The organism is Paenarthrobacter sp. NPDC092416, assembly GCF_044755025.1.
Taxonomy (GTDB): Bacteria; Actinomycetota; Actinomycetes; order Actinomycetales; family Micrococcaceae; genus Arthrobacter.
Genome location: NZ_JBIVQG010000019.1, coordinates 1 through 20,893, shown reverse-complemented (window position 1 = coordinate 20,893; position 20,893 = coordinate 1). Strand labels below are relative to the sequence as shown.

General features: G+C 62.6%; 22 protein-coding genes. 10 read left to right on the top strand and 12 right to left on the bottom strand.

What is annotated here, in order from left to right; all coding sequences use genetic code 11:
- Positions 1 to 31: 31 nt before the first annotated feature.
- Positions 32 to 1,180, bottom strand: a complete 1,149-nt coding sequence (locus ACIQC5_RS22350; RefSeq protein ID WP_400287289.1) for an FG-GAP repeat domain-containing protein — start codon at positions 1,178 to 1,180, stop codon at positions 32 to 34.
- Between the two features lie 211 nt (positions 1,181 to 1,391).
- On the opposite strand from ACIQC5_RS22350, the gene ACIQC5_RS22345 reads away from it, so the two are divergent.
- From ACIQC5_RS22345 to ACIQC5_RS22330, 4 genes are all read left to right on the top strand, one after another.
- A complete protein-coding gene (locus tag ACIQC5_RS22345) occupies positions 1,392 to 2,690 on the top strand; it encodes an ATP-binding protein (protein ID WP_400287288.1) in 1,299 nt (432 codons plus the stop codon).
- A gap of 111 nt (positions 2,691 to 2,801) precedes the next feature.
- Positions 2,802 to 4,046, top strand: a complete 1,245-nt coding sequence (locus ACIQC5_RS22340; RefSeq protein ID WP_400287287.1) for a low temperature requirement protein A — start codon at positions 2,802 to 2,804, stop codon at positions 4,044 to 4,046.
- Positions 4,047 to 4,253: 207 nt separating this feature from the next.
- Positions 4,254 to 4,520 (top strand): helix-turn-helix transcriptional regulator, encoded by a 267-nt coding sequence (locus tag ACIQC5_RS22335; protein ID WP_400287286.1) that lies wholly within the window; start codon positions 4,254 to 4,256, stop codon positions 4,518 to 4,520.
- Entirely contained in the window at positions 4,517 to 5,722 is a 1,206-nt protein-coding gene (locus ACIQC5_RS22330; protein WP_400287285.1) for a type II toxin-antitoxin system HipA family toxin, read from the top strand. Before ACIQC5_RS22335 ends, ACIQC5_RS22330 begins: the two co-directional genes overlap by 4 nt.
- Before the next feature lie 57 nt (positions 5,723 to 5,779).
- On the opposite strand, the gene ACIQC5_RS22325 is transcribed toward ACIQC5_RS22330, so the two are convergent.
- Complete coding sequence (locus tag ACIQC5_RS22325) at positions 5,780 to 6,316, bottom strand: phosphohydrolase (protein ID WP_400287284.1); 537 nt, start codon at positions 6,314 to 6,316, stop codon at positions 5,780 to 5,782.
- A 109-nt stretch (positions 6,317 to 6,425) separates the two neighbouring features.
- On the bottom strand, positions 6,426 to 7,214 hold the full coding sequence (locus ACIQC5_RS22320) for an SDR family NAD(P)-dependent oxidoreductase (RefSeq protein WP_400287283.1): 789 nt from the start codon (positions 7,212 to 7,214) through the stop codon (positions 6,426 to 6,428).
- Between the two features lie 103 nt (positions 7,215 to 7,317).
- Between ACIQC5_RS22320 and ACIQC5_RS22315 the strand changes: the two genes are divergently transcribed.
- Entirely contained in the window at positions 7,318 to 7,944 is a 627-nt protein-coding gene (locus tag ACIQC5_RS22315) for a TetR/AcrR family transcriptional regulator (protein ID WP_400287282.1), read from the top strand.
- Here the strand turns inward: ACIQC5_RS22315 and ACIQC5_RS22310 are convergent.
- Together ACIQC5_RS22310 and gluQRS are read right to left on the bottom strand one after the other, a co-directional pair.
- Positions 7,922 to 9,073, bottom strand: coding sequence for a serine hydrolase domain-containing protein (locus ACIQC5_RS22310; RefSeq protein ID WP_400287281.1), 1,152 nt, complete (start codon positions 9,071 to 9,073; stop codon positions 7,922 to 7,924). The genes ACIQC5_RS22315 and ACIQC5_RS22310 overlap by 23 nt on opposite strands.
- 9 nt (positions 9,074 to 9,082) lie before the next feature.
- Entirely contained in the window at positions 9,083 to 9,985 is a 903-nt protein-coding gene (gluQRS, locus tag ACIQC5_RS22305; RefSeq protein WP_400287280.1) for a tRNA glutamyl-Q(34) synthetase GluQRS, read from the bottom strand.
- Between the two features lie 312 nt (positions 9,986 to 10,297).
- Between gluQRS and ACIQC5_RS22300 the strand changes: the two genes are divergently transcribed.
- The 3 genes from ACIQC5_RS22300 to ACIQC5_RS22290 all read left to right on the top strand — a co-directional run bounded on the left by ACIQC5_RS22300 (position 10,298) and on the right by ACIQC5_RS22290 (position 13,052).
- Positions 10,298 to 10,795 (top strand): Lrp/AsnC family transcriptional regulator, encoded by a 498-nt coding sequence (locus ACIQC5_RS22300; protein ID WP_400287279.1) that lies wholly within the window; start codon positions 10,298 to 10,300, stop codon positions 10,793 to 10,795.
- A 113-nt stretch (positions 10,796 to 10,908) separates the two neighbouring features.
- Complete coding sequence (locus tag ACIQC5_RS22295; RefSeq protein ID WP_400287278.1) at positions 10,909 to 12,387, top strand: WXG100 family type VII secretion target; 1,479 nt, start codon at positions 10,909 to 10,911, stop codon at positions 12,385 to 12,387.
- Entirely contained in the window at positions 12,384 to 13,052 is a 669-nt protein-coding gene (locus ACIQC5_RS22290) for a hypothetical protein (protein WP_400287277.1), read from the top strand. Before ACIQC5_RS22295 ends, ACIQC5_RS22290 begins: the two co-directional genes overlap by 4 nt.
- A gap of 78 nt (positions 13,053 to 13,130) precedes the next feature.
- Here ACIQC5_RS22290 and ACIQC5_RS22285 read toward each other — a convergent pair whose 3' ends face one another.
- On the bottom strand, positions 13,131 to 13,586 hold the full coding sequence (locus tag ACIQC5_RS22285; RefSeq protein ID WP_400287276.1) for an Lrp/AsnC family transcriptional regulator: 456 nt from the start codon (positions 13,584 to 13,586) through the stop codon (positions 13,131 to 13,133).
- Between the two features lie 103 nt (positions 13,587 to 13,689).
- On the opposite strand from ACIQC5_RS22285, the gene ACIQC5_RS22280 reads away from it, so the two are divergent.
- Positions 13,690 to 14,334, top strand: a complete 645-nt coding sequence (locus tag ACIQC5_RS22280; protein ID WP_400287275.1) for a LysE family translocator — start codon at positions 13,690 to 13,692, stop codon at positions 14,332 to 14,334.
- 20 nt (positions 14,335 to 14,354) lie between these two features.
- On the opposite strand, the gene ACIQC5_RS22275 is transcribed toward ACIQC5_RS22280, so the two are convergent.
- The 3 genes from ACIQC5_RS22275 to ACIQC5_RS22265 all read right to left on the bottom strand — a co-directional run bounded on the left by ACIQC5_RS22275 (position 14,355) and on the right by ACIQC5_RS22265 (position 16,248).
- Positions 14,355 to 14,825, bottom strand: a complete 471-nt coding sequence (locus tag ACIQC5_RS22275) for an SRPBCC family protein (RefSeq protein ID WP_400287274.1) — start codon at positions 14,823 to 14,825, stop codon at positions 14,355 to 14,357.
- Positions 14,822 to 15,187 (bottom strand): ArsR/SmtB family transcription factor, encoded by a 366-nt coding sequence (locus tag ACIQC5_RS22270; protein ID WP_400287273.1) that lies wholly within the window; start codon positions 15,185 to 15,187, stop codon positions 14,822 to 14,824. The genes ACIQC5_RS22275 and ACIQC5_RS22270 overlap by 4 nt, the downstream gene beginning before the upstream one ends.
- A 92-nt stretch (positions 15,188 to 15,279) precedes the next feature.
- Positions 15,280 to 16,248 (bottom strand): hypothetical protein, encoded by a 969-nt coding sequence (locus tag ACIQC5_RS22265; RefSeq protein ID WP_400287272.1) that lies wholly within the window; start codon positions 16,246 to 16,248, stop codon positions 15,280 to 15,282.
- 154 nt (positions 16,249 to 16,402) lie between these two features.
- Between ACIQC5_RS22265 and ACIQC5_RS22260 the strand changes: the two genes are divergently transcribed.
- Positions 16,403 to 16,879 carry a DUF4383 domain-containing protein gene (locus tag ACIQC5_RS22260; protein WP_400287271.1) on the top strand — a complete coding sequence of 159 codons (477 nt, stop codon included), beginning with the start codon at positions 16,403 to 16,405 and terminating at the stop codon, positions 16,877 to 16,879.
- Positions 16,880 to 16,978: 99 nt separating this feature from the next.
- On the opposite strand, the gene ACIQC5_RS22255 is transcribed toward ACIQC5_RS22260, so the two are convergent.
- From ACIQC5_RS22255 to ACIQC5_RS22245, 3 genes are all read right to left on the bottom strand, one after another.
- A complete protein-coding gene (locus ACIQC5_RS22255; RefSeq protein ID WP_400287270.1) occupies positions 16,979 to 17,782 on the bottom strand; it encodes an IclR family transcriptional regulator in 804 nt (267 codons plus the stop codon).
- A gap of 86 nt (positions 17,783 to 17,868) precedes the next feature.
- On the bottom strand, positions 17,869 to 19,125 hold the full coding sequence (locus tag ACIQC5_RS22250) for an aminopeptidase P family protein (RefSeq protein ID WP_400287269.1): 1,257 nt from the start codon (positions 19,123 to 19,125) through the stop codon (positions 17,869 to 17,871).
- 28 nt (positions 19,126 to 19,153) lie between these two features.
- Positions 19,154 to 20,530, bottom strand: a complete 1,377-nt coding sequence (locus ACIQC5_RS22245) for an MFS transporter (protein WP_400287268.1) — start codon at positions 20,528 to 20,530, stop codon at positions 19,154 to 19,156.
- Between the last annotated feature and the right edge of the window lie 363 nt (positions 20,531 to 20,893).

Here is a 20,893-nt window from a genome sequence, read left to right as displayed (position 1 = left end):
TGGGGCTGGTTCAGTAGGTTCGGGGGCTGGTTCAGTAGAGCCCGTTGAAAATGTTCCAGCCCCAACCGACTGTCTCCGCGCCCTTCCAACCGCCGCGGCCGTCACCGTAGTACATGACCAGATCGCCGGCTGCGTTGACGCCGTGGACGTCGTTGAAGCCATCGCGGTCGAAATCTCCGGCGCTTCCAATCATGGTCAAGACGTTCCACCCCTGGCCGATCTGGCGCACAGTGGTCCAGCCGCCGTGGCCATCTCCGCCGTAGAAGTACAGGCGTCCCACTTTGTCCTTGGCCAGAAGGTCGACGTTGCCGTCGCCGTCCCAATCCCCGGGGCCAATCAGCAGATCCATCACGTCCCAGCCCTGGCCGACCTTGATGCGCGGACTCCAGCCTCCAAAGGGCTGCGACGGGAAGACATAGAGGCTGCCATTTGCCTCGCTGCCCAGAAGATCATTCAGACCATCACCGTCGAAGTCTCCGGGTCCCACCGCTTTGTCCATGGCACTCCACTCCCAAGTGGCGTTGGGGTAAAGGGTATGGAACCCGCCGTCGCCGGTTCCTGGGAAGCGGTAAAGCGTATCCGGGCTGTCCTCGACCATGAGGTCGGCGACGCCGTCGTGGGTCAGATCGCCGCCGGCAATGATCTTGGTGAAGCCACCCCAACCAGGCCCTACCCGTCGAATGTCCTTCCAACCCTTGGATGCGTCCTTGCCGAGGTACAGCATGAGGGAGCCGTCGTGGGTCCGGCCCAGCAGTTCGAAGACTCCGCGGCCCGTGAAGCCCTCCGCGCGCATTGGTTCCTTCCGGATCTCCGCCGATTCGCCGGTGACCACTTTCTGATCGGCGCACTTGCTGGGTGAACCCGTGACGATCGCCGAGATCCGCCCTCCTTCGTCATTCGCTTCAAGGACGTAGAGGGAGGGGGAATATTTTGGGTTCGATTCCACCGGCTCGCCATCGCGCAGCCACTGGATGGTGTATCCAGGGTCCCCGAATCCCCCACAGTTCGCGAAATATTCCTGAGCGCCGTCAACGGACAACTCCGCGCCCACGATCGGATGTCCATGCACCCGGACGTCCTCCGCATCTGCTGCCTGGGCGGCTGGCACCAGTGATATCCAAAGGAGCACAGCGGCAAGCACGCCTGTTCCGGCGATTCTTTTCCCAGAAAACAGGCCCACGACTCTCCCTCGCCAACATTCGCCACACCGCTTTGTTGCGCCCATCTTAGGTGGGAGCTAGGACAGTGAACGGAACGCCCGCGGCGACAGGCCGCCGTCGTACGTCGCTCCGTAACGCAACGGACCCGCAACGTCCGACGCCGATGGTTCGCCTATGCTCAACACCAAGGAATCAACGGCGACTCACTTCACAGACCCAGGAGACACGGCCATGAGCAACTGGCGCATCAGGGACTTCCACTCGTCCGACTTGGACGGCATCCTGCATCTCTGGGAGTCCCTCAAGGCAGACGGTGTAGAGCCGGTTTATGCGTTGTCCGAGGTCCTGGCCTCGTGCGAAAAGGACCACGCTGTGGTCGCCGTGCACGGCGATCAAGTGGTGGGCGCGGCCGTCGGACGCGCCGCGCACGACCAAGGCTGGATCGTGTTCCTCGCCACCCTGACTGAGTTCCGTGGCCGCGGCATCGGCACGTCGCTGCTGTCCGCCGTCGAGAACCGCATGGCGCCGCACGGCCTCAACAAGTTGTCGGCACTCATGCCCGAAACCGAGACGCGAGTTGAGGCGTTCCTCGGCCGTGGATTCGTGGTGAAGAAGAACCTGCGGTACTTCGAGCGGACCATTCCCGTGCAACGCCAGGAACTTGAGCCTCTGAGCCTCCTCGGCGGGCGCATCCTGGCACGGGATCTCTGGGAGAACGTGGCGGGAATGCGTCGCGAAAAGGAACTGCTGGAGCGGCGATTGGTGCTGCCGCTGGCAGAGGCCGACCTCGCCGACGAGTACGGTGTGGTGCCGCCGCGCGCCGTCGTCCTTTTCGGTCCGCCGGGGACGGGCAAGACGACGTTCGCCAAGGCGATCGCTTCGCGCCTCGAGTGGCCGTTCGTGGAGGTCTTCCCATCCCGGCTCGCTGCTGACCCCAAGGGCCTGGCCGGCGCACTGCGTGAGACGTTCCTGGAAATCGCCGAGCTGGAGCACGCCGTGGTGTTCATCGACGAGGTGGAGGAGATCGCGTCGCAGCGCGCGGGCGATCCGCCATCGCCGCTGCAGGGCGTCACCAACGAGCTGCTCAAGATCATCCCGGCGTTCCGTGAACAGCCCGGCCGCCTGCTGGTGTGCGCCACCAACTTCATCCGCGCCCTGGACACCGCATTCCTGCGCCACGGCCGGTTCGACTACGTCATCCCCATCGGCCTCCCCGACGTGCATGCCCGCGAAGCCATGTGGCAGCGCTTCATTCCGGCCACAGTGGTGGATTCGGTGGACATCTCGTTGTTGGTGGAACGGACCGAGGGGTTCTCGCCCGCCGATATCGAGTTCGCCGCGCGAAGCGCCTCCCAGCGGGCGCTGGAAAAAGCCGTGTACGACGACGGCGGCTCCGGGGTTGCGTCCAACGGCCGAAAGGGGCCGATCACCCAGGACTACCTCGATGCGATCGCTGATACCCGGACAACTGTGAGCGAGGAAGTGCACCAGGACTTCCTCGAAGACATCGACGTACTGGGGCGCGTGTAGGGGTTTTCGTCGAGTTCGCCGGAATGCTGCGGGATCGCCGGAGCCATCCGGCGATCCGGACGCGTTCCCGCGATCTCGGCATGTAGCGCGGGCACCGGTAATCTTTGAGCCATGTCCACGAATCCACTTCGGCATGCCATGGCCCGCATGGGCGGTCGCGATCCCCACGAAAAGCACCGCACCGCCACCCCGCTGGAGCTGTTCTTCGACCTGACCTTCGTCATTGCCTTCGGCGTCGCGGGAAGCCAGTTCGCCCACGCCGTCGCTGAGGCCCACTTTGGCGCCGGACTTCTTGGCTTCGCGTTCGCCATGTTCGCGGTGATCTGGGCATGGATCAACTTCACCTGGTTCGCCAGCGCCTACGACACCGACGACTGGGTTTTCCGCGTAGTCACCATGGTGCAGATGGTGGGTGTCCTCATTCTGGCCATGGGCATCGAGCCGATGTTCCACTCGCTCCTGGAGGGCGACCATGTGGACAACGTCGCCATACTGATCGGCTACATCGTCATGCGCGTTGCCCTGATCTTCCAGTGGATACGGGCGGCGAGCCAGGACCCGGACCGGCGGGAAACCTGCCTGCGCTACGCGAAGTACCTGGCCGTGGTGCAAGTGGGCTGGATTATCGCGTTGGTGATCGAGACCGACGTGCTGACCACGTTCCTCATGGCTGCACCGTTGTTCTTCCTGGAAATGGCCACACCGTACTTCGCCGAACGAAAGATCCGCACGCCCTGGCATGCCCATCACATCGCTGAGAGGTACGGGCTTCTGGCGATCATCGCCTTGGGCGAGTGCCTGATCGGCGCCATTGAAACGCTCCGCGCCATAGTGGCCCTCCACGGCTGGTCCGTGGACGCGGCTTTGGTTGGCTTGAGCGGAACGGGCTTGGCCTTCGCCATGTGGTGGATCTACTTCATCCTGCCTTCCGGGCCAGCTCTTCACTTCCAGCGGCACAGGTCATGGATCTTCGGCTACGGGCACATCTTCATTTTTGCTGCCATCGCGGCCACAGGCGCAGGGCTGCACGTGGCCGCGTACTTCATCGACCACGAAGCCCACATCCCCGCCGCCGTGGCCGTTGCTTCGATCGCGATCCCGATTGTGCTGTTCAAGATTTCCCTCACAACGCTCTACAGCACCATGCTTGGGCCCGATCGCACGCTTCTCTGGAGCACTGCCATAGTGGTGGCTGCCCTTGCCGGGAGTGTCGCCATGGCTGCGGCGGGAGCATCGGTGCCCATGTGCATGCTGGAAATGATGGTGGTCCTGGGCCTCTCCATCGTGTTCGACGAACGCCGAGGGCATAAAGGCCGCGCAGCAGCGCTTCGGCGCTTGGAGGCCGCGGCGGGATAGGCACTTCTTCGGCCGTTGTGGGGCCCGCTCTGCGCCCCAAACCACAGCCCAAGCGCGCAGACCTGGCCCCGCAACGCAGGATTCGCGTTGATATGGGCGGCACGAACGTACCGGTTTATGGAGGCGGCACCTTGATTCCCTCCGAATACAAGCGCAAAATGAGCGAACCGGCACGTTCGTGCCGATAAGCCAGGGCAGGAGAAACGCGTGGCAGTTGAGGATTTCATGGCCGGCCTGGGTTCCGAAGTTCGCGCGCGCCGCGATTCGTTGAGCCTGAGCCAGCGAGACCTTGCGGACCTGGCCGGAGTTTCGGAACGATTTGTGCGCTTCGTCGAGAAGGGCAAAGCAACCGTCCAACTTGAGCCGCTGCTGGCCGTCCTCACGACGCTCGGTTTGGAGTTGGCAATCCGTTCAGCCGGCAGCCCGATCGTCAACGCGGCCGGAAGCCCTGGAGCCGCCGAGGCAATGAAATGACGTTCCACCGCATCGCCGACGTCTACAAGCAAGGCACGCTCGCCGCCAGGTTGGAACGCCATCAGGGCGGCACAAAGTTCAGCTACCTGCCGCGCTACCTCGACGCCGGGCTCCCCGCCGTCGCCAGCACACTGCCGGTATCGGCCAGGCCCGTGTTCACGGCCAGCGGCGCCGTCCCACCCTACTTCACGGGCCTGCTCCCGGAGGGCCGTCGACTCAATTCGCTCCGGCGGCAGGTCAAGGCCAGCGCAGACGACGAACTCGCCCTCCTCATGGCAGCAGGCGGCGATGCGGTGGGCGATGTCCAAACCGTCCCCCATGGCGAGGTGCCCACAGAAGGAGGTGCCGCCGTCGTACTTGACCCAAAGCTGCCGCTCGACTTCGATGCCCTGTTGGGCGACTCGGGGCTGATCGACCCGGTGGCGTTGGCGGGTGTGCAGGACAAGTTGTCCGCCGGGATGATCTCGCTGCCGGTCGCGCAGGCCGGTAAGCGCTACATCCTCAAGCTCAATGCTCCGGAGTTCCCGTTCGTGGTGGAGAACGAGTTCCTGATGTTCCGTTACGCGAGGAAGCTGCGGATTCCGGTCAGCACCGTGCAGTTGGTGCACGACGTCGGTGGGCGGGCCGGGCTGCTCGTGGAGCGTTTCGATCGGATCACCGCGGCCGACGGCTCACCACTGCGGCTGGCCGTGGAGGACGGAGCCCAGGTGTTGGGCCTCTACCCGGCCGACAAGTACAGCATTCCTTTCGGCGACGTGTGCGGAGCCCTGGCCGCACACTGCCCTGCTCCCCTTCCGGCACTGCGGAATCTCGTCATCCAATTGGCCTTCGCGTGGCTGACAGGAAACGGTGATCTGCACGCCAAGAACGTTTCGATCGTAGAGTCGCCGGGCATTCTCGGCCAGCGAGAATTCACCATTGCGCCGGTCTATGACATCCCCTCCACAGTGGTCTACGGAGATAAGACCCTGGCGCTGGCCATGGGCGGCAAGAAGACGGGCATCTCCCGGAAGCACTTCCTGGGCTGGGCGGAGAAACTGGGGCTTACCGATCGGGCGGCCCAGCATTCTCTTGACCTCGCGCTCAAGGCAAGCGGTCCGCTGATCGGCGACCTCGACGCCGGAGCATCGCCATTCGGGACAACGCAGACAAGGGAATGGGTCAAGGAACTCAAACACCGTCGCCGCCTGGTTGAAGGGTGAGGCGGTCGGGTTGTTGAGGCCAGTCCTGTCTCTGAACGACCGGTCCGGGCTCGAAGCCTACTCGGGCACGATCCTCTCAAGCTCCGGCAGCAGGTGCGGGTTGATGCGCTGCAGGATCAGGCGCACTTCCGCCCGGGGAACAGCCGAGTAAAGAACCGGGCGGGCGTCCGCGTAGCGCGTTGTCTGCGGCTTGTCCGGCCATTTCTCGGCGAGCGCCTGAACCCTCTCAGGAAGTGAGTTGTGTGCGTTGTCCGCAATCTTCACCAAGGTGGCGTCGTGGTCCTCGGCTACGTACAGAATGCCCGCTTGGTAATCGTCGGGATCGTCATGGAATCGGCGCGTGACCCGTTCAATGATGGCCAGGGCTCGGTTGGAGACGCCCATGTCCAACAGGGCCTGCCGCGTTATGGGCGTATCTTCCGCGATGTCGTGGAGGTAGCCGGCAATCTGGATGTCCTCGTCAAAGTCGGCGAGCGCATCCCCCACTGCCAGCACATGCTCCCGGTAAGGTCGCTTCAGTTTGTCCTTTTGGCGGTTGTGGGCCACCTCGGCAAGGACCTTGGCGGTCTCAACGGTGAAGCGTGGTTCGGGCATGCTGGCCTCCGGATAGATGTGGCCTCGCAGCAAGCGAAACCCTCCGTTCAGGCTATCCGCTGGCTGCGACATCGGAAACCACGCTGCCGCTCACCTGTCCTGCACAGCACTACTCCTGAACAGCCCGCGCAGCGATCGCAAGCGTCACGGCCCGTGGCAAGCGCTGAGCAAATCCTGCCGCCACCCTATTGGCCCACCCCGAAACCATGCTGGCCGGAGTCGCGCTCCGGTCGATGGCCTTGAGGGCTGTTTTCACCACTTGGGCAGGGCTCTGCATCCGGCCAAACGCTGCTGACTCGCTGCCGAGGACATCGAAGAACTCAGTTTTCGTGGCACCCGGGCAGAGTGCCAGCACACGGAGACCTGAGCTCTTGGTCTCATGGGCCACAGCTTCAGTGAAGCTCAGGACGAACGCTTTGGTGGCTCCGTAGACGGCCATGCCCGGAATCGGCTGGAAAGCCGCCGTGCTGGCGACGTTCACCAAGGCACCCTTACCGGAGGCGAGCATGCCCGGCAGGAACGCGCGGGTGATGTCCACCAGTGCTGCCACGTTCAGGGCGATCTCGGAAGCGATAACTTCCGGGTCTTCCTCCACAAGGGGAGCCCTGGTACCAAAACCGGCGTTGTTGATCAGGGTATCCACCGTAATGCCACGGCTGGACAGTTCACGTTGCAGCTCGGCACCGACTCCCGCGCGACCGAGGTCCAGGGGAAGGACAGTAACCGTGACGCCATGGGCTGAGCGCAGGTCCCGCGCCAAGGTTTCCATTCGATCAGCACGGCGGGCTACCAAGACAAGGTCCGAGCCGCGTTCCGCGAATCGCGTGGCGAACTCAGCGCCGAGTCCCGAGCTTGCACCCGTGATGAGGGCGGTGGTGCCGGAGTAGGTCATGGTCATGGCAATTCCAATCTGTGGACGATCGACTTGAAGTAGTCAATGTCAACATCGTAGGCAGTGTCTACATTGTTGTCAATGACTACTTGCGGGCTATACTTGTCACATGACCCAGCCCTATCACCACGGAAATCTGCGCGAGGCCCTGTTGCAGCGTGCCATGGTGACCATCGAGGACGCCGGCGTCGAAGGCCTTTCCCTGAGGCAACTGGCCCGGGATTTGAACGTAAGCCACGGTGCTCCGGCGAAGCATTTCCGCGACAGGCAAGCACTCATCGACGCCTTGGCCCTGGCCGGCTTCGAGTCGATGAACGGGCGGATCCTGGCGGCTTCCCAAGCGACGAAGGATCTTCGTGGCCGCTTCGCCAGCGTTGCCACTGCCTACGTGGACTTCGCCGTGGCGCACCCTGCCCTGCTAACCGTCATGTACGCCACTAAACACCACACCGATTCCGGTTCCGAGCTCCGCAGCATCGGCGAACTGGGGATCAAGGTTGCCCGCGACCTCATCACCGAGGCCCAGGCCGCTGGAGCACTCGCGCAGGGCGACGCCGAAACCCTGGCCTTCGTGTGTTTCGTGAGCCTCCACGGTGCTGCTGTCCTGGCCGCGGGCAAACACCTGGATGCCCTCTCCGTTTCTGACGTGGTTACCGCAACCACCGACACCCTGTGGGCGGGCATGGTGGCCGGGGTCCCATCAGCCGGACGAACTAGCCAGCCAGTCCCGCAATAGCCTGCCGGACGGCAGAACTGAGCTGGACGTTGCGGCAACCTATTCCACCCGGCTCAGCCTGCTGGGGCACGTAACCAAACCCGAGCTCATACACAGGGTCCGCAAACCCCAAAGACGCGCTGGCGCCGTCGTGCCCGAACGCTCGATGGCTGCCGAACGGCATCCGGCTATGCGACTTCATGAAAACTGTGGCGAAGCAGCCGGCCTCGCCAAACACGCGGTCGATTCCGAAGACCTGCTCGGCGGACACCGCCCGAATGGTCTCCTCCGTCAGGAAAGGCATGACGGCGCCCTGGCCACCTTCCGCGGCCCCCGCGTCGGCCGCTTCACCCGCCAACCCCGTTACCGCCGCAGCGTAGATCCTGGCCATGCCCTCAGCACTGGCCACCCCGGCGGCCGAACTCAACCCGGCGGATCGGACTTCGCGAATGTTCGGCAAATCCAGGATGTCACCCACAGAGGCGTTGGCTGCCAGGCCAAAGTGACTGGCAGGGTCTACCCAGGGCCAGGTGGGGTCGGCCGCCCAGCGGAAAGGCGCGAAGCGTTCTTCCTCAGCATCCGGTAGGCCAAGGTAGAAGTGGGCACCCGTGACGGATCGGATGCGCTGTTCAAAGACCTCCTGGAGCGTGGAACCCGTGATTCGACGGCACAGTTCTTCCATGAAGATGCCGATGGTCAGCGCGTGATACCCAAAAGCAGCCCCGGGCTTCCACAGGGGAGGGAGTTTGGCGAGCTTGGCGGCCGCCAGCTCTGAGTTGTTGACCTCCTCGAGGGTCAGTCCACCCTCGACTCCCAGAAGCCCGGCCTGGTGGGACAAGAGTTGCGCAACGGTGATCGATGCCTTCCCTTCAACCCCGAACCCGGGCCAGTACTTGACCACTTCGGCATCCAAATCCAGCTCGCCGCCCTGCACCAGGAGGGCAATGACCAGCCCAGCCATTCCCTTCGAACACGAGAAGACTCCGGTCACAGAATCGGGTCGGATATGCGGGCCACCACTAAGGTCCAGCACCTTGATACCGCGGTGATACGCGGCGACCTGCGCGGAATACTCCGGATCCTGTTCGAGAAAACGACCGAACAACTCTGCGACGGGTTCGAAGCCTGGGGCGATCACCTGTGAATGCATCCAGACAGCCTACTGGGATGTCAACCGGCTGCTGGAAGTTGTCCACACCCAAGGCTCTTTTGGAAGGCTCGCGGGGTCGAAGTCCAGGAGGGCTTCCGCCAAGGTCCCGGCGGGCAGTCCAAGGGACTCCAGGATGAGGTCACGCACCCGCTCGGCGGGGACTCCGACGGCGGCAAGGTCGCCCAGCGTTACAGCACCGTCGCGCTTTGCCAGCCTCACGCCGTCGTGGTTTACCACCAGCGGCACATGCGCGTATTTCGGGGCCTGGAGCCCCAACAGCGTGGCCAGATACGCCTGCCGCGGAGTGGACGGAAGGAGGTCGTCGCCGCGCACGACTTGGTCAATTCCCTGGGCGGCGTCATCCACCACAACTGCCAGGTTGTAGGCGGTGACGCCGTCATTTCGGCGAAGCACAAAGTCGTCCACCACACCCACATATTTCCCGTGCAACTGGTCCTCAACAGCCCACTCAGTCACGTCAGATCGCAAGCGTATCGACGCCGGCCGCGACGCCCGCCGGATCTCTCGTTCGGCGTCGGACAGCATCCGGCACGTCCCCGGATAGGCGCCCTGCGGCGAGTGCGGCGCAGACGGCGCCTCCTGGATTTCGCGACGCGTGCAAAAACACTCGTAAGTGCGGCCTTCAACGGCAAGCCGGTCAATCGCCTGCGCGTACAGCGCGCCCCGCTCGGTCTGGCGCACGACGGCGGCGTCCCAACTGACGCCGATGGCCTGCAAATCGCGGAGCTGCTCGGCCTCCGCCCCGGATCGGGCGCGGTCCAGGTCCTCCACGCGCAGGAGGAAGTCGCGACCTGTGGACTTGGCGAAGAGCCAAGCCAGGATTGCTGTCCGCAGGTTGCCGACGTGCAATTCGCCCGAGGGGCTTGGGGCGAATCGTCCTGCGGAAGTCATGGTCCAAGCCTATGCGCCCCGGCCTGACCCAACACAAGAGCCCCTCAGCTACCGCAACGATCCGGTGGCTCAGGGGCTCTTACTGTGCTGCCCTTACGACGGGCGAGTGCAGAATGACAATGCTGTGAACAAGAGTCAATCAGCGGCTGCTTCCTTGCGGGAAACCTGCGCAGGGCTCCGGGTGGTGTTCCGGATTCCTGGTGCCTGCGGGGTCCGGCGGTAGCCTCGCCCTGCTTCGTTGCCACTATTTCAGCAGGAGGCATACAGTTGGTGCAATAGTCATATGATTAATTGGTCGATCTGACCACTCTGATGCAGAAACATCGACAGGAAGTGGTCACTTTGCAGGAACTGGACGCCACCGACCGCCGGATCATCGCCGCCTTGGACGAGGATCCCAGGGTCCCGATCATGGTCCTGGCGCAGAGGCTTCACTTGGCGCGCGGCACCGTCCAATCGCGCCTCGAACGGATGACGGCGTCGGGAGCCCTGCGTGCCAACAGCAGCCGGGTGCTGCCCTCGGCACTTGGACGCGGAGTGGCGGCGGCAGTCAGTGCCGAACTGGACCAGAGCCACCTTAATGAGGCCATCGCGGCGCTGCGCGAAATCCCGGAGGTACTGGAATGCCACGCACCCGCGGGCGATACCGACCTCATCATCAGGGTTGTTGCCAAGAGCCCTGACGATCTGTACCGGGTCTCGGAGGAAATCAGGCTGTGCCCGGGAATCGTTCGAACCTCCACCAGCATGTTCCTGCGGGAAGTCATTCCCTACAGGACCACGGGCCTGCTGGCAGAAGATCACAGCTAGCCTGGATTTCGGCCCCAAAGTTATGCACATAGGGAAGTTGTGCCCATGTGCCCGCTTCCGTTGTCTGCCTAGGATGGGGGCAGCTTCAACGGCTTACAACTCATGGGGGAAAAGTGGCGGGCAATTTCTACGGCGCAGACGTCGCGCAACTGCGGCAACTGGCCAAGAACCTGGCCCGCAATGCTGATCGGCTCACCGAACTGGGCCAGCAGTTATCGGGTTCCATCACCAACAGCCCGTGGAAAGGGTCCGACGGCGATCGGTTCCGTGACGTCTGGAACAGCTCACACTTACGGGCCCTCCAGAGTGCGGCTTCCGGCATCATGGCTGCGTCCGAAGGCCTTCTGAAGAATGCCCAGGAGCAAGAGTCCGCCAGTTCGGGTGGCGGCCCTGCAGGTTCCGGCGGGTCCGGCACTCCGGGCGGGGGAAGTGGCCAGGATTTGACGGATCTCTTGAACGGGATGACGCCGGAAGAACGCGCCGCCTACCTACGGGGCGACGACTTCAAGGCGTGGGCCCTCGAGCACCCTGATGAGGCCAAAGCCGCCATGGACGCGGCCGCCGATACGGGACTGATCAACAAGAAGTCCACCGAGTACTCACAGTTCCTCAGCGACTACTGGAATCAGCAGGCCATGCGTGAGATGGGCATCGATCCGTCTACGTGGGACACCAGCAAGGGTACGGAATACAACTGGGAAACCATCAAGAAGGTCTACGACTTCTACGGCCAGGCCTTCCTCTCCAACCCCGACCTGCAGTGGGCAGGGATGGCCAACATGATTGGCCCCTCCTTTGCCGGGGGCTTCAAGGACATGGCCATGTTGCGGGAATTGGCCCAGCAGATCGCCGACAACCCGGCATCGGATATCCCCGTCCCGGTGCTGGACCAGATCGAGCAGCTCGCCAACATGACCGACGCCGAGATCAAGTTCTACGAGACGTCCATGCTGGACATGAACAAAGAGATCTTCCTGGACCAAGCCCGGCAGCATCAGGCCTACATGAACGGCGGCCTCGAGGAAATCAACAGGCTCCGCGACTCTGGCGCCATCGATCCAGGCACCGCAGAAGCATGGGCCCAGATCGATTCCGGCGACCCCGCTCACATCAAGGAGGGCAACGCTGCCCTGCTGTACCGAGAACAGAACGAGATCATCGCAGACGACTACACGGCGATGCGCGACCACCCCGGCGGTGAAGCCGTGACCTACATGGTGACCCTGGCAGGTGAGCCGTCCATCCCGGGAGCCAAGAGCTACCCGGAGGTTTTCCCCTACAAGTTCAGCGTTGAAAGTCCGGGCCCGGAGAACGTACCGTTCACCAACTGGGACAACCCCACCCAGTTCCGCACTGACTTCACCACGGGATTCCCCGACGGCAATATTGCCGACGCCGACCAGCGCTGGGCGCTCATCAAGCAGGACACCTTGCCGGCCTACCAGGACCTTCTTGCCAACGATCCTCAGGAAGCCCGACGCATCATTGGCTCCGACTTCAACGATCGCGTTGAGCAGTACAGGCCCACCAACAACATTCCCGGAATCATGGACCGTTTCCTGGACGGCTTCGACGCGGAGGTTCACCAGTGACCCGGTCGTTTCGCCGTCCCGCAGTCCACCTCTTCAAACTCGGGAGTGCCATCCTCATCGTCATCGGAACTCTCGCCACCACGGCTTGCCAACCGCTGCCGGCTTCAACGTCCCCAGCCTCAGGAACATCCTCATCGTCCCAAGGGAGCACAGTGATTACCTCGGAATACTCCAGCCTCGATGCCAGCGGCGTTGAAAAGATCAAGTCCGATCAACAAGCCCGGCTCGATATGAGCAATGGAACGCTGCTCAAGGCAGCGGTCCGTGTTTCCGATGACAGCTACGGACCTGAAATCAACAATCAGGGTTCAGGCAAGATCGCGCTCACAATCGTTGGGCCGGCCGGCGATATCACCGCCCAAACGGACCGGATCCGCTTCAAGACCACGGACGCCCGCCCGGATTTCACCGAGATCACGTACTTCCTCACGGCAGAATCGGCGGAGGACTTCTACGCGCTGATCCGTGACGGCGTAGAAAAGTACGGGATCGACAAGGGCGACGCCGAACGTTGGATCACTTCCACCACCCAGGACCCCGCCTCGAAAAGCGACTACTCCCTTACCTCGGGCGCCAGCATCGGGTTGGACGTCAATTACGATCTCCGGTTCGACGGGGCCAAGGACACGCAGGTCATCATCGTGCACGTCAGCCCCGTCGGCTGAACGGTCGGCTGACCGGTCAGCTGAACGGTCTGCCGGACAGCCAGCTGAAACCGTCAGCAGAACTGGGGCAAACGCCAGTCAGACCGGCGGGCCGCTGTTGGACTTCAGGTTCTTCATCACCAGCGTTGACGTGAGACGTTCGACGCCGGGAAGCGCCGCCAGCTCGTCGTCGTAGAAGCGCTGGTAGGCGGGAAGGTCCACAGCGATGACCTTCAACAGGTAGTCCGGCGAGCCAAAGAGGCGTTGGGCTTCGACGATGTTGGGGCTGGCGGTCACCCTGGCCTCGAACGCCGCCATTATCGCCCGGTCCACTTGCCTCAAAGTGACGAACACGATCGCCTCGAAACCAAGCCCGACTGCGGCCGGGTCTATGTCCGCACGGTAGCCGCGGATCACGCCGGATTGCTCCAAATCGCGGAGCCGTCGATGGCAGGGCGCCACTGTCAGACCCACCTTCGAGGCGAGCGCGGTGGCAGTCATTCGACCATCCTCTTTAAGATGGCGCAAAATGCTTCTGTCGATTCCATCAATCACGCAAATATCTTACCCAAAACACTGATCCGAGGGATAAAAAGGCGAACACTTATGGGGCGTTTTTCCCTAGAGTTTTCCTACCAGCACAACCCTTGGAGAGATCGTGAATCCGCAACTGTTCCTCGCCTTCATACTTGTTGCAGCCGCATTGGCCTGCACCCCCGGCATCGACTGGGCGTACTCGATTTCAGCGGGCCTCCGTCAGCGGAGCTTCGTGCCGGCGGTCGCGGGGCTGTGCAGCGGCTACGTAGTTCACACGGGCCTGATGGTGGCCGGGCTCGCGGCGCTTCTTGCCGGTGTCCCCGGCCTGCTCGGATGGCTCACGATCGCCGGCGCCGCATATCTTCTGTGGCTTGGCTTTACCACCATCCGCTCGTGGCGAGGCGCCAGTTTTTCGGCGGAAGGCGCCGTCGTGCAGTCCGGAACCCAACTCCGCACCTTCCTGCAGGGCATGGGCACCAGTGGCATCAACCCCAAAGGCCTGCTGTTCTTCGTCGCGCTGGTTCCCCAGTTCGTGAGCCCCGAGGCTGCTCTTCCGGTACCCGTCCAATCGGGACTGCTGGGTTTGACGTTCGTGATACTGGCCGCCGCCGTTTACACCGGAGTTGCCCTGACATCACGCAGGTTGCTGGCCTCGCGGCCGGGGGCCGCCCGTGTAGTGACGTTGGCAAGTGGGATCATCATGGTCGGCCTCGGCGCCGTACTCCTGGCCGAACAGGTGGTCCCACTGATCACTGCCCACGCATAACCGGCTCCGCCATTGGCGAGCTACGCCACCAGCAACTCATCCAGCTTTTCGTATCCTTCGACCACGCCGGAGTTCATCCCGGTGGCGAGTGCCATGTCGCGCGCTTCCACTGACGGGTACACCTCGTGCACGACGATCTTGGTGCGGCCCTCGATTTCCTCGAACCTGGTGGTGCTGAGGCCTACCTGGCTCGGGGCGCCGTCGAATTCGAAGGTCATGATGATCAAAGATTCGGCGTCCACGGTGTGGAAGATGCCGCGGAAGCCATAGGTCCCGCCGCTGCCGTCCCCTCCCCCGTAGTTCCAGCTGCCGCCAGTGGTGGCGTTGTATTCGCCGATATTCAGCGAAGTGTCGCGGGGTCCGAGCCATTTGGCCAGGAGATCCGGGTCCACATGCGCTTTGAAAACGGCGCTGACGGGAGCGTCAAACTCCCGGACGGTGTCGACGAACGGCACGCCTTCATCAGCAGTGATTGTTGTTGGATTGCTCATTTCAGTTCCTCTTCCTTGTGTTTTTCCTTCAGGTTTTCTGCCGGGACTGAGCCGGACAGGAGATCGTCGAGCCGCCGGAACTGACGCTCGGCGATCATTCGGTATTGGTCGATCCATGCCGTCAATTGCTCGAGGGCGGCGGCGTCCAGGTGAACGGGCCTGCGCTGGGCGTCGCGGGAGCGCGTTACCAGGCCCGCATGCTCGAGGACTTGGATGTGTTTGGAAACGGCCTGTTTGGTGATGGCGAAAGGTGCCGCGAGCTCGTTGACGGTGGCATCGCCCCGGGACAGGCGGGCAACGATGGCGCGGCGGACGGGATCCGCCAGTGCCATGAAGGCCTTATCCAGTGCGTTGGGATCCATCGCGTGTGCGACCTTCCTTTGTCAATCAAATGCTTTATCAACCATTTGATTGATTACAGACTACGCCTGAACCAACAGGGAAACAAGAAGGTTTACTCGCCGCCCAGGCGCTTGAAGTCGTTCTCCCATAGTCTGCGCATTTCGGCGTCCTTGCGGATCACTTCAAGGGTCTCAAGCTCGGGAGGAGCCTGGCGTTTGGAACGGGGAGTCAAAGTGCGACGACCCTGATCCAGGGCCAACAGGGCACGGTCCGTGAGTGCGTCATTACGCAAGGCCAGGCTCGTTTTCCGCCGACGAAGAACCTCTTTCAGGGCAGTCTGGGCGGATTCGAAGTCTCCACGGCTCCGCTGGGAACGCGCCCGGATCAGCAGCAACGCGGCCGAGAGATCATCGGTGTTCAGCAAGCCTTCCGTCCAGAGAACCACGTCCCGGTGCCGGCCCAGCTGAGACGCAGCTGTGCACCGCGCCAAGGCGGAAGGCAACGACGGCGGCAACCCCACCACCGCCTCCAAAGCAGACTCGGTCATCCCCATTTCCCGCAAGCAATGGGAGAGCGCCAGGAAAACGGACTCCTCACTGAACAGAACCGGCACCTCGATGCGTTCGGCGACTTCCACCCGGGTGACCACCTGCCCAAGATAGATCGCCGAGAACTGGCTGGCGTCGTCGTCGATCCTTGTCGCCAAACCGCGCTGCAGCAGTTCCGAGGCACGCAGGAAACCGCCATGTTTATACGCCAACAGCCCTGCCATCACGTGGCAAAGGCCCGCCCACCCTGGATAAAGCCGGCCCACCGCGATAAGGCGATCCGGTTCAGTGGACGCGAAAACAGCCGCATGCATGGCCTTGGCCTGTTTGCTGGAAAGCCGCTTCAGCCGGGGAACGTCACCGACCACAGTCAACCGGGCAGGGTCGCGACCGGTCAGCACGCCGGACAGCACCTCTCCCACGCCGTCCGCCAACCCGCGCACCGGCGTCCGGACATATCCGTCCCGAAAAGGGGTTAGATCGCGGGTGTCATGGAAGATCGACTGGAATTCTCCGTTCGGTCCTTCACTCATGAACCCATGCTAACCGGCGCGGAACCGGCCGTTTCCCCTGCTATTGGAGGCAATTCAGGAGTATTATGGCGGCGTCGGCAAGGTTTTCCGACAACCCTGCCGCGGTCCGGCTCTCCAAGAGAAGAGCCGGAAAACAGCGTGAAAGGGAGGACTTATGACCACCGCTTCGCACCCAGCCGAACACCACCACATGATGGGGTTGACACTCCACAACACCGCCATGGGCGTTGGCATTGTATTTCTGCTGGTAGGCGTCTTGGGATTCATCCCGGGAATCACCACCAATTACGGCGCCATGACCTTTGCGGGACATGAATCCGGCGCCATGCTGCTTGGAGTTTTCCAAGTATCCATACTCCACAACATCGTCCATCTGCTGTTCGGCGTGGCTGGCTTGACCATGGCGAGGACCGCTCGCATGTCACGTTTGTTCCTCTTGGGTGGCGGCGCCGTCTATATCGTCCTCTGGATCTACGGCTTGGTCATCAACCAGGAAACGGGCGCCAACTTCGTTCCGTTCAACACCGCTGATAACTGGCTGCACCTGATCCTCGGCGTGGCCATGATCGGTTTGGGTGCGTGGCTCGGTAGGGACGCCATGGACGAAACTCCGAGGAGAAGCGCCAGGTAGCGCCTTCCTCCGGTTTGGTTAACCAACGACGACGGCCGTCCCCTCAGCGGGGGCGGTCGCCGTCTTCTTGTGCCCAGTTGGCAGTCGATGATGCCCGGCTTAGCGCGGGGCTCGCCCACCCAACCGCGTGGTGACCTTGGCGGCCGCGTCCGCGCAGGCTTCGCCCAAGCTGTTGAGGGTATCTTGTGAGACCCGGAATTTGGGCGCCGGGATCAGAACGGAGGCCACGATGTCGCCCCTGTGGTCATAGACAGGCGAGGCCACACCGACTTCTTCGATGGACGTCTCCCCAAAGTTCACGGCCCACCCACGCTTCGTCGAGTCCTCCAAGCGGAGCAGGTAGGCCTCCATGGAGGTCTCGTCCAAACCCGGAAGCGTGATAGTGCCGCTGCTCAGCAGGTTCCGCACCCGGTCGGCATTCTCGACGGCAAGGAATACCTGGACCGAGGAGCTGAGTGCTTCGTTGTATCGCGCCCCCAACGGAGCAAGGTGCTTAACCTGGTGCCGGCTGGGGATCTGTTCCACGCACATGGACTCACTGCCGTTCCAGACCATGAGTGCGCTGGTCTCCCCTGTGCGCTCCGTAAGTTCGCGGAGCACGGGGTAGGCCACCCGGCGCTCCTCGAGTTCCGCCAGGAGCGGGCCCGCCATGGCGATCATTCCAAGCCCCAAGCGGAACCTGCGCGAATCGACGTCGCGCTCTACCAGGTGTTCCTGCTCCAACGTTGCCAGGATGCGGGACACCGTACTCTTGTGCAGGCCGATCCGTCCGGCGATCTCCGTGACTCCCAGGAGAGGTTCATCGGCGGTGAAGCTTCGCAACACTGCGATGGCGTTGACGATAACCGAGGTGCCCTTGCTGTCGCCGTTGCTGGGTGCGTCGTTGGTTTCCGAGGGAGTCATGAGTTCACTATATTTCGCCTGGGTCCGCGCAACCGGACCCGATCGGACCGGTGGACGCCGTGCACTGCACCCACCGGCCGCATCACCTAGGCTCCGACGATGTTGTACTCGGGGCCGAACGGGAACTTGGTGATGTTCTCGGCACCGTCTTCACCGACCACCAGGATGTCGTGCTCGCGGTAGCCACCGGCCCCGGGCTGCCCGTCCAGGACCGTGATCATCGGTTCCATGGACACCACCATGCCGGGTTCGAGCACGGTGTCGATGTCTTCGCGCAGTTCCAGGCCGGCTTCGCGGCCGTAGTAGTGGCTGAGCACGCCGAACGAGTGCCCGTAACCGAAGGTGCGGTTGGCGAGCAGACCGTGGTTGACATAGATCTCGTTGAGCTCGGCCGCGATGTCCTTGCAAACGGCACCGGGCTTGATGAGCTCCAGGCCGCGTTTGTGGACCTCGACGTTGATGTTCCACAGTTCCAGCGAACGGGCATCCGGTTCACCATAGAACAGAGTCCGCTCCAGTGCCGTGTAGTAGCCGCTGGTCATCGGGAAGCAGTTCAGAGACAGGATGTCGTGCTCCTGGATCTTGCGAGTGGTGGCCCAGTTGTGCGCGCCGTCCGTGTTGATTCCGGACTGGAACCAGACCCAGGTATCGCGGATCTCCGAGTCCGGGAAGGTGCGGGCGATCTCGTGGACCATGGCTTCGGTGCCGATCAGGGCAACCTCGTACTCCGTGATTCCTGCGGTGATCGCGTTGCGGATGGCCTCGCCGCCCAGGTCGCCAATGCGGGCACCGTGCTTGATGACCGCGATTTCCTCATCCGATTTGATCATGCGCTGACGCATCGCAGCCTGGGCGACGTCCACCAGCGTGGCTCCGGAGAAGGCGGCCTGGATCTTGTTGCGATTGTCCAGCGGCAAGGAGTCATCTTCGACGCCGATGCGGCGCGGGTTGATGCCGCGGGTGCGAAGGACTTCCTGGATGGCGTGGATGTAGTTGTCACGGCGCCAATCCGTGTACACCAGGTTGTCGCCGTAGCTGCGGCGCCAAGGCATACCGGCGTCGATGTTTGCCGTAATGGTGACAGTGTCATCCTTGGTGACCACCATGCCGTAGGAGCGGCCAAAGTAGGTGAAGAGGAAATCGGAGTAGTACTTGATGGAGTGGTAGCTGGTGAGGATGACGGCGTCGAGGTCCTTCTCGGCCATGATCCGGCGGAGGCCGGCGAGCCGGCGCTCGAATTCGGCGTCGGAGAAGGTCAATGAGACTTTCCCGCCGTTGTTGAGGACCTTGAGGCGCTCGAGCTTGGCGACGTCGTTGATGGCTTCGTTCTCGGTGATGGTCATGCGGTGGTTCCTTTCAATGGGTTGGTTTTCAGTCCTGCAGCAGAGGCTTCTTGGAAGTCTCCGCAGCGAAGAGGACTGCGACGAGGGAAACGAGGGCGGCGGCCACGAGGTACCAACCGGGGGCCAGCTGGTTATGGGTCATGCCGATGAGGAGCGTTGCCATGAACGGTGCAGTGCCGCCGAACAGGGCGTTGGAGAGGTTGAAGCTGACGGCGAATCCTGTGTAGCGAACCTTCGTGGGGAACAGCTCCGCCAAGAAGCTCGGCAGGGTGCCGTCGTTGAGGGTGAGCATTCCGCCCAGCAGGATCTGCACCAGGACAATCACCAGGAAATTGCGCGTGTCGAGGAGCATGAAGGCCGGGACGGTCAACAGTATGAACAGGACTGATGCGGTGATGAGCATGCGTTTGCGCCCGAATTTGTCGGATGCGATGCCCGTCAGGAAGATGAAGCCGATGTAGCTGGCCAGGGCGATGGTGGTGGCCAGGAATGACTCAGCCGCACCGAATCCCAGTTCCACCGACAGGTACGTGGGCATGTAACTGAGGATCACGTAGAACCCCACCGCGTTCAGCAACACCGCGCCCGTGGCGATGATGAGTTGCTTTCGGTATGTCCTGAACATGGCCAAGGCGGGTGCCTTGACGGCCGTGTCCTTTTCGGACAGTTCCCGGAATGCCGGCGTGTCCTCGAGCTTGGTCCGGATGTACCTGCCGATCAAGCCCATGGGCGCCGCCAGCAGGAACGGCAGGCGCCAGCCCCACTCGTTGAGCTGCTCGGCAGTCAACACCGAACTCAGCAACGCGGCCAGCAAAGAGCCCAGCAGCAGTCCCGCTGCTGTACTGGCAGGCACGACGGCGGCATAGAGTCCGCGTCGATTGGCCGGCGCGTACTCCACCAGGAACGCGGAAGCTCCGGCGTACTCCCCTGCCGCCGAGAAGCCCTGGACCACCCTGACGAGCAACAGCAGGATCGGGGCCATCACGCCGATGGTCGCGTACCCCGGGATCAAGGCGATGCAGAAAGTGGCTACGGACATCAGGACGATCGACAGCGAGAGCGCTTGTTTGCGGCCCAGCCGGTCGCCGATGTGGCCCCAGATGAAGCCACCCAGCGGCCTCACGAAGAAGCTGATGGCAAAGACTCCGAATGTCGCGAGCAGGGCCGTTTGACGATCGGACTCAGGGAAGAAGACGGTCGCAATGATGCCCGCCAGGTACCCGTAGACCGCGTAATCGAACCATTCGACGAAGTTGCCGATGAAGCTTGCGGTGACGACGCGGCGGCGCGTGTCCTTGCTGACTGTGTAGTTGGCGCTAGACGTGGAGCCTGCGGGAAGGGGGGCGTGTCCGTCATTGGACCGATTTCCCGCAGCGGCCGCCACAGAGGAAATTTCGTTACTCATGTGTCCACCAAAATCTTTTGGGTTGCATTCAGCGCAACACTGTTGCACCAGACTAAGTGTGCGCGACGTTACGGTCAAGGGTTTGTTGGAAACTGGATTACGACGAGCAGATAGAAGCCGGCCGACATCCACGGCGTTATCCTCGATGCGCTGGAGGTCCGAATTTGTTGCAGATACACCAACGTAGTTGCGCCGAGCGACCAGCGCTCTCTCACATCATTACCGCTTTTCCCGAACGCCCCCTCACGTCCCGGCGCCTATTCGTGAACGCCCGTTACCTTTTTCGTAGCCCCTTTCTGGTGAAGGATGTGGGTGTGCTGGCCTGCCGGTCCCGGCATGATTGCGACGCTCTGTTTTTGATGA

What these genes read in the sequence shown, in the direction of transcription:
- ACIQC5_RS22315 (WP_400287282.1), top strand. Translation starts at nt 7,318, where the DNA reads ATGACCCAGCCCTATCACCACGGAAATCTGCGCGAGGCCCTGTTGCAG.
- ACIQC5_RS22325 (WP_400287284.1), bottom strand. Translation starts at nt 6,316, where the DNA reads ATGCCCGAACCACGCTTCACCGTTGAGACCGCCAAGGTCCTTGCCGAG.
- ACIQC5_RS22320 (WP_400287283.1), bottom strand. Translation starts at nt 7,214, where the DNA reads ATGACCATGACCTACTCCGGCACCACCGCCCTCATCACGGGTGCAAGC.
- ACIQC5_RS22245 (WP_400287268.1), bottom strand. Translation starts at nt 20,530, where the DNA reads ATGAGTAACGAAATTTCCTCTGTGGCGGCCGCTGCGGGAAATCGGTCC.
- ACIQC5_RS22340 (WP_400287287.1), top strand. Translation starts at nt 2,802, where the DNA reads ATGTCCACGAATCCACTTCGGCATGCCATGGCCCGCATGGGCGGTCGC.
- ACIQC5_RS22310 (WP_400287281.1), bottom strand. Translation starts at nt 9,073, where the DNA reads ATGCATTCACAGGTGATCGCCCCAGGCTTCGAACCCGTCGCAGAGTTG.
- ACIQC5_RS22265 (WP_400287272.1), bottom strand. Translation starts at nt 16,248, where the DNA reads ATGAGTGAAGGACCGAACGGAGAATTCCAGTCGATCTTCCATGACACC.
- ACIQC5_RS22250 (WP_400287269.1), bottom strand. Translation starts at nt 19,125, where the DNA reads ATGACCATCACCGAGAACGAAGCCATCAACGACGTCGCCAAGCTCGAG.
- ACIQC5_RS22255 (WP_400287270.1), bottom strand. Translation starts at nt 17,782, where the DNA reads ATGACTCCCTCGGAAACCAACGACGCACCCAGCAACGGCGACAGCAAG.
- ACIQC5_RS22260 (WP_400287271.1), top strand. Translation starts at nt 16,403, where the DNA reads ATGACCACCGCTTCGCACCCAGCCGAACACCACCACATGATGGGGTTG.
- ACIQC5_RS22330 (WP_400287285.1), top strand. Translation starts at nt 4,517, where the DNA reads ATGACGTTCCACCGCATCGCCGACGTCTACAAGCAAGGCACGCTCGCC.
- gluQRS (WP_400287280.1), bottom strand. Translation starts at nt 9,985, where the DNA reads ATGACTTCCGCAGGACGATTCGCCCCAAGCCCCTCGGGCGAATTGCAC.
- ACIQC5_RS22345 (WP_400287288.1), top strand. Translation starts at nt 1,392, where the DNA reads ATGAGCAACTGGCGCATCAGGGACTTCCACTCGTCCGACTTGGACGGC.
- ACIQC5_RS22275 (WP_400287274.1), bottom strand. Translation starts at nt 14,825, where the DNA reads ATGAGCAATCCAACAACAATCACTGCTGATGAAGGCGTGCCGTTCGTC.
- ACIQC5_RS22270 (WP_400287273.1), bottom strand. Translation starts at nt 15,187, where the DNA reads ATGGATCCCAACGCACTGGATAAGGCCTTCATGGCACTGGCGGATCCC.
- ACIQC5_RS22300 (WP_400287279.1), top strand. Translation starts at nt 10,298, where the DNA reads ATGCAGAAACATCGACAGGAAGTGGTCACTTTGCAGGAACTGGACGCC.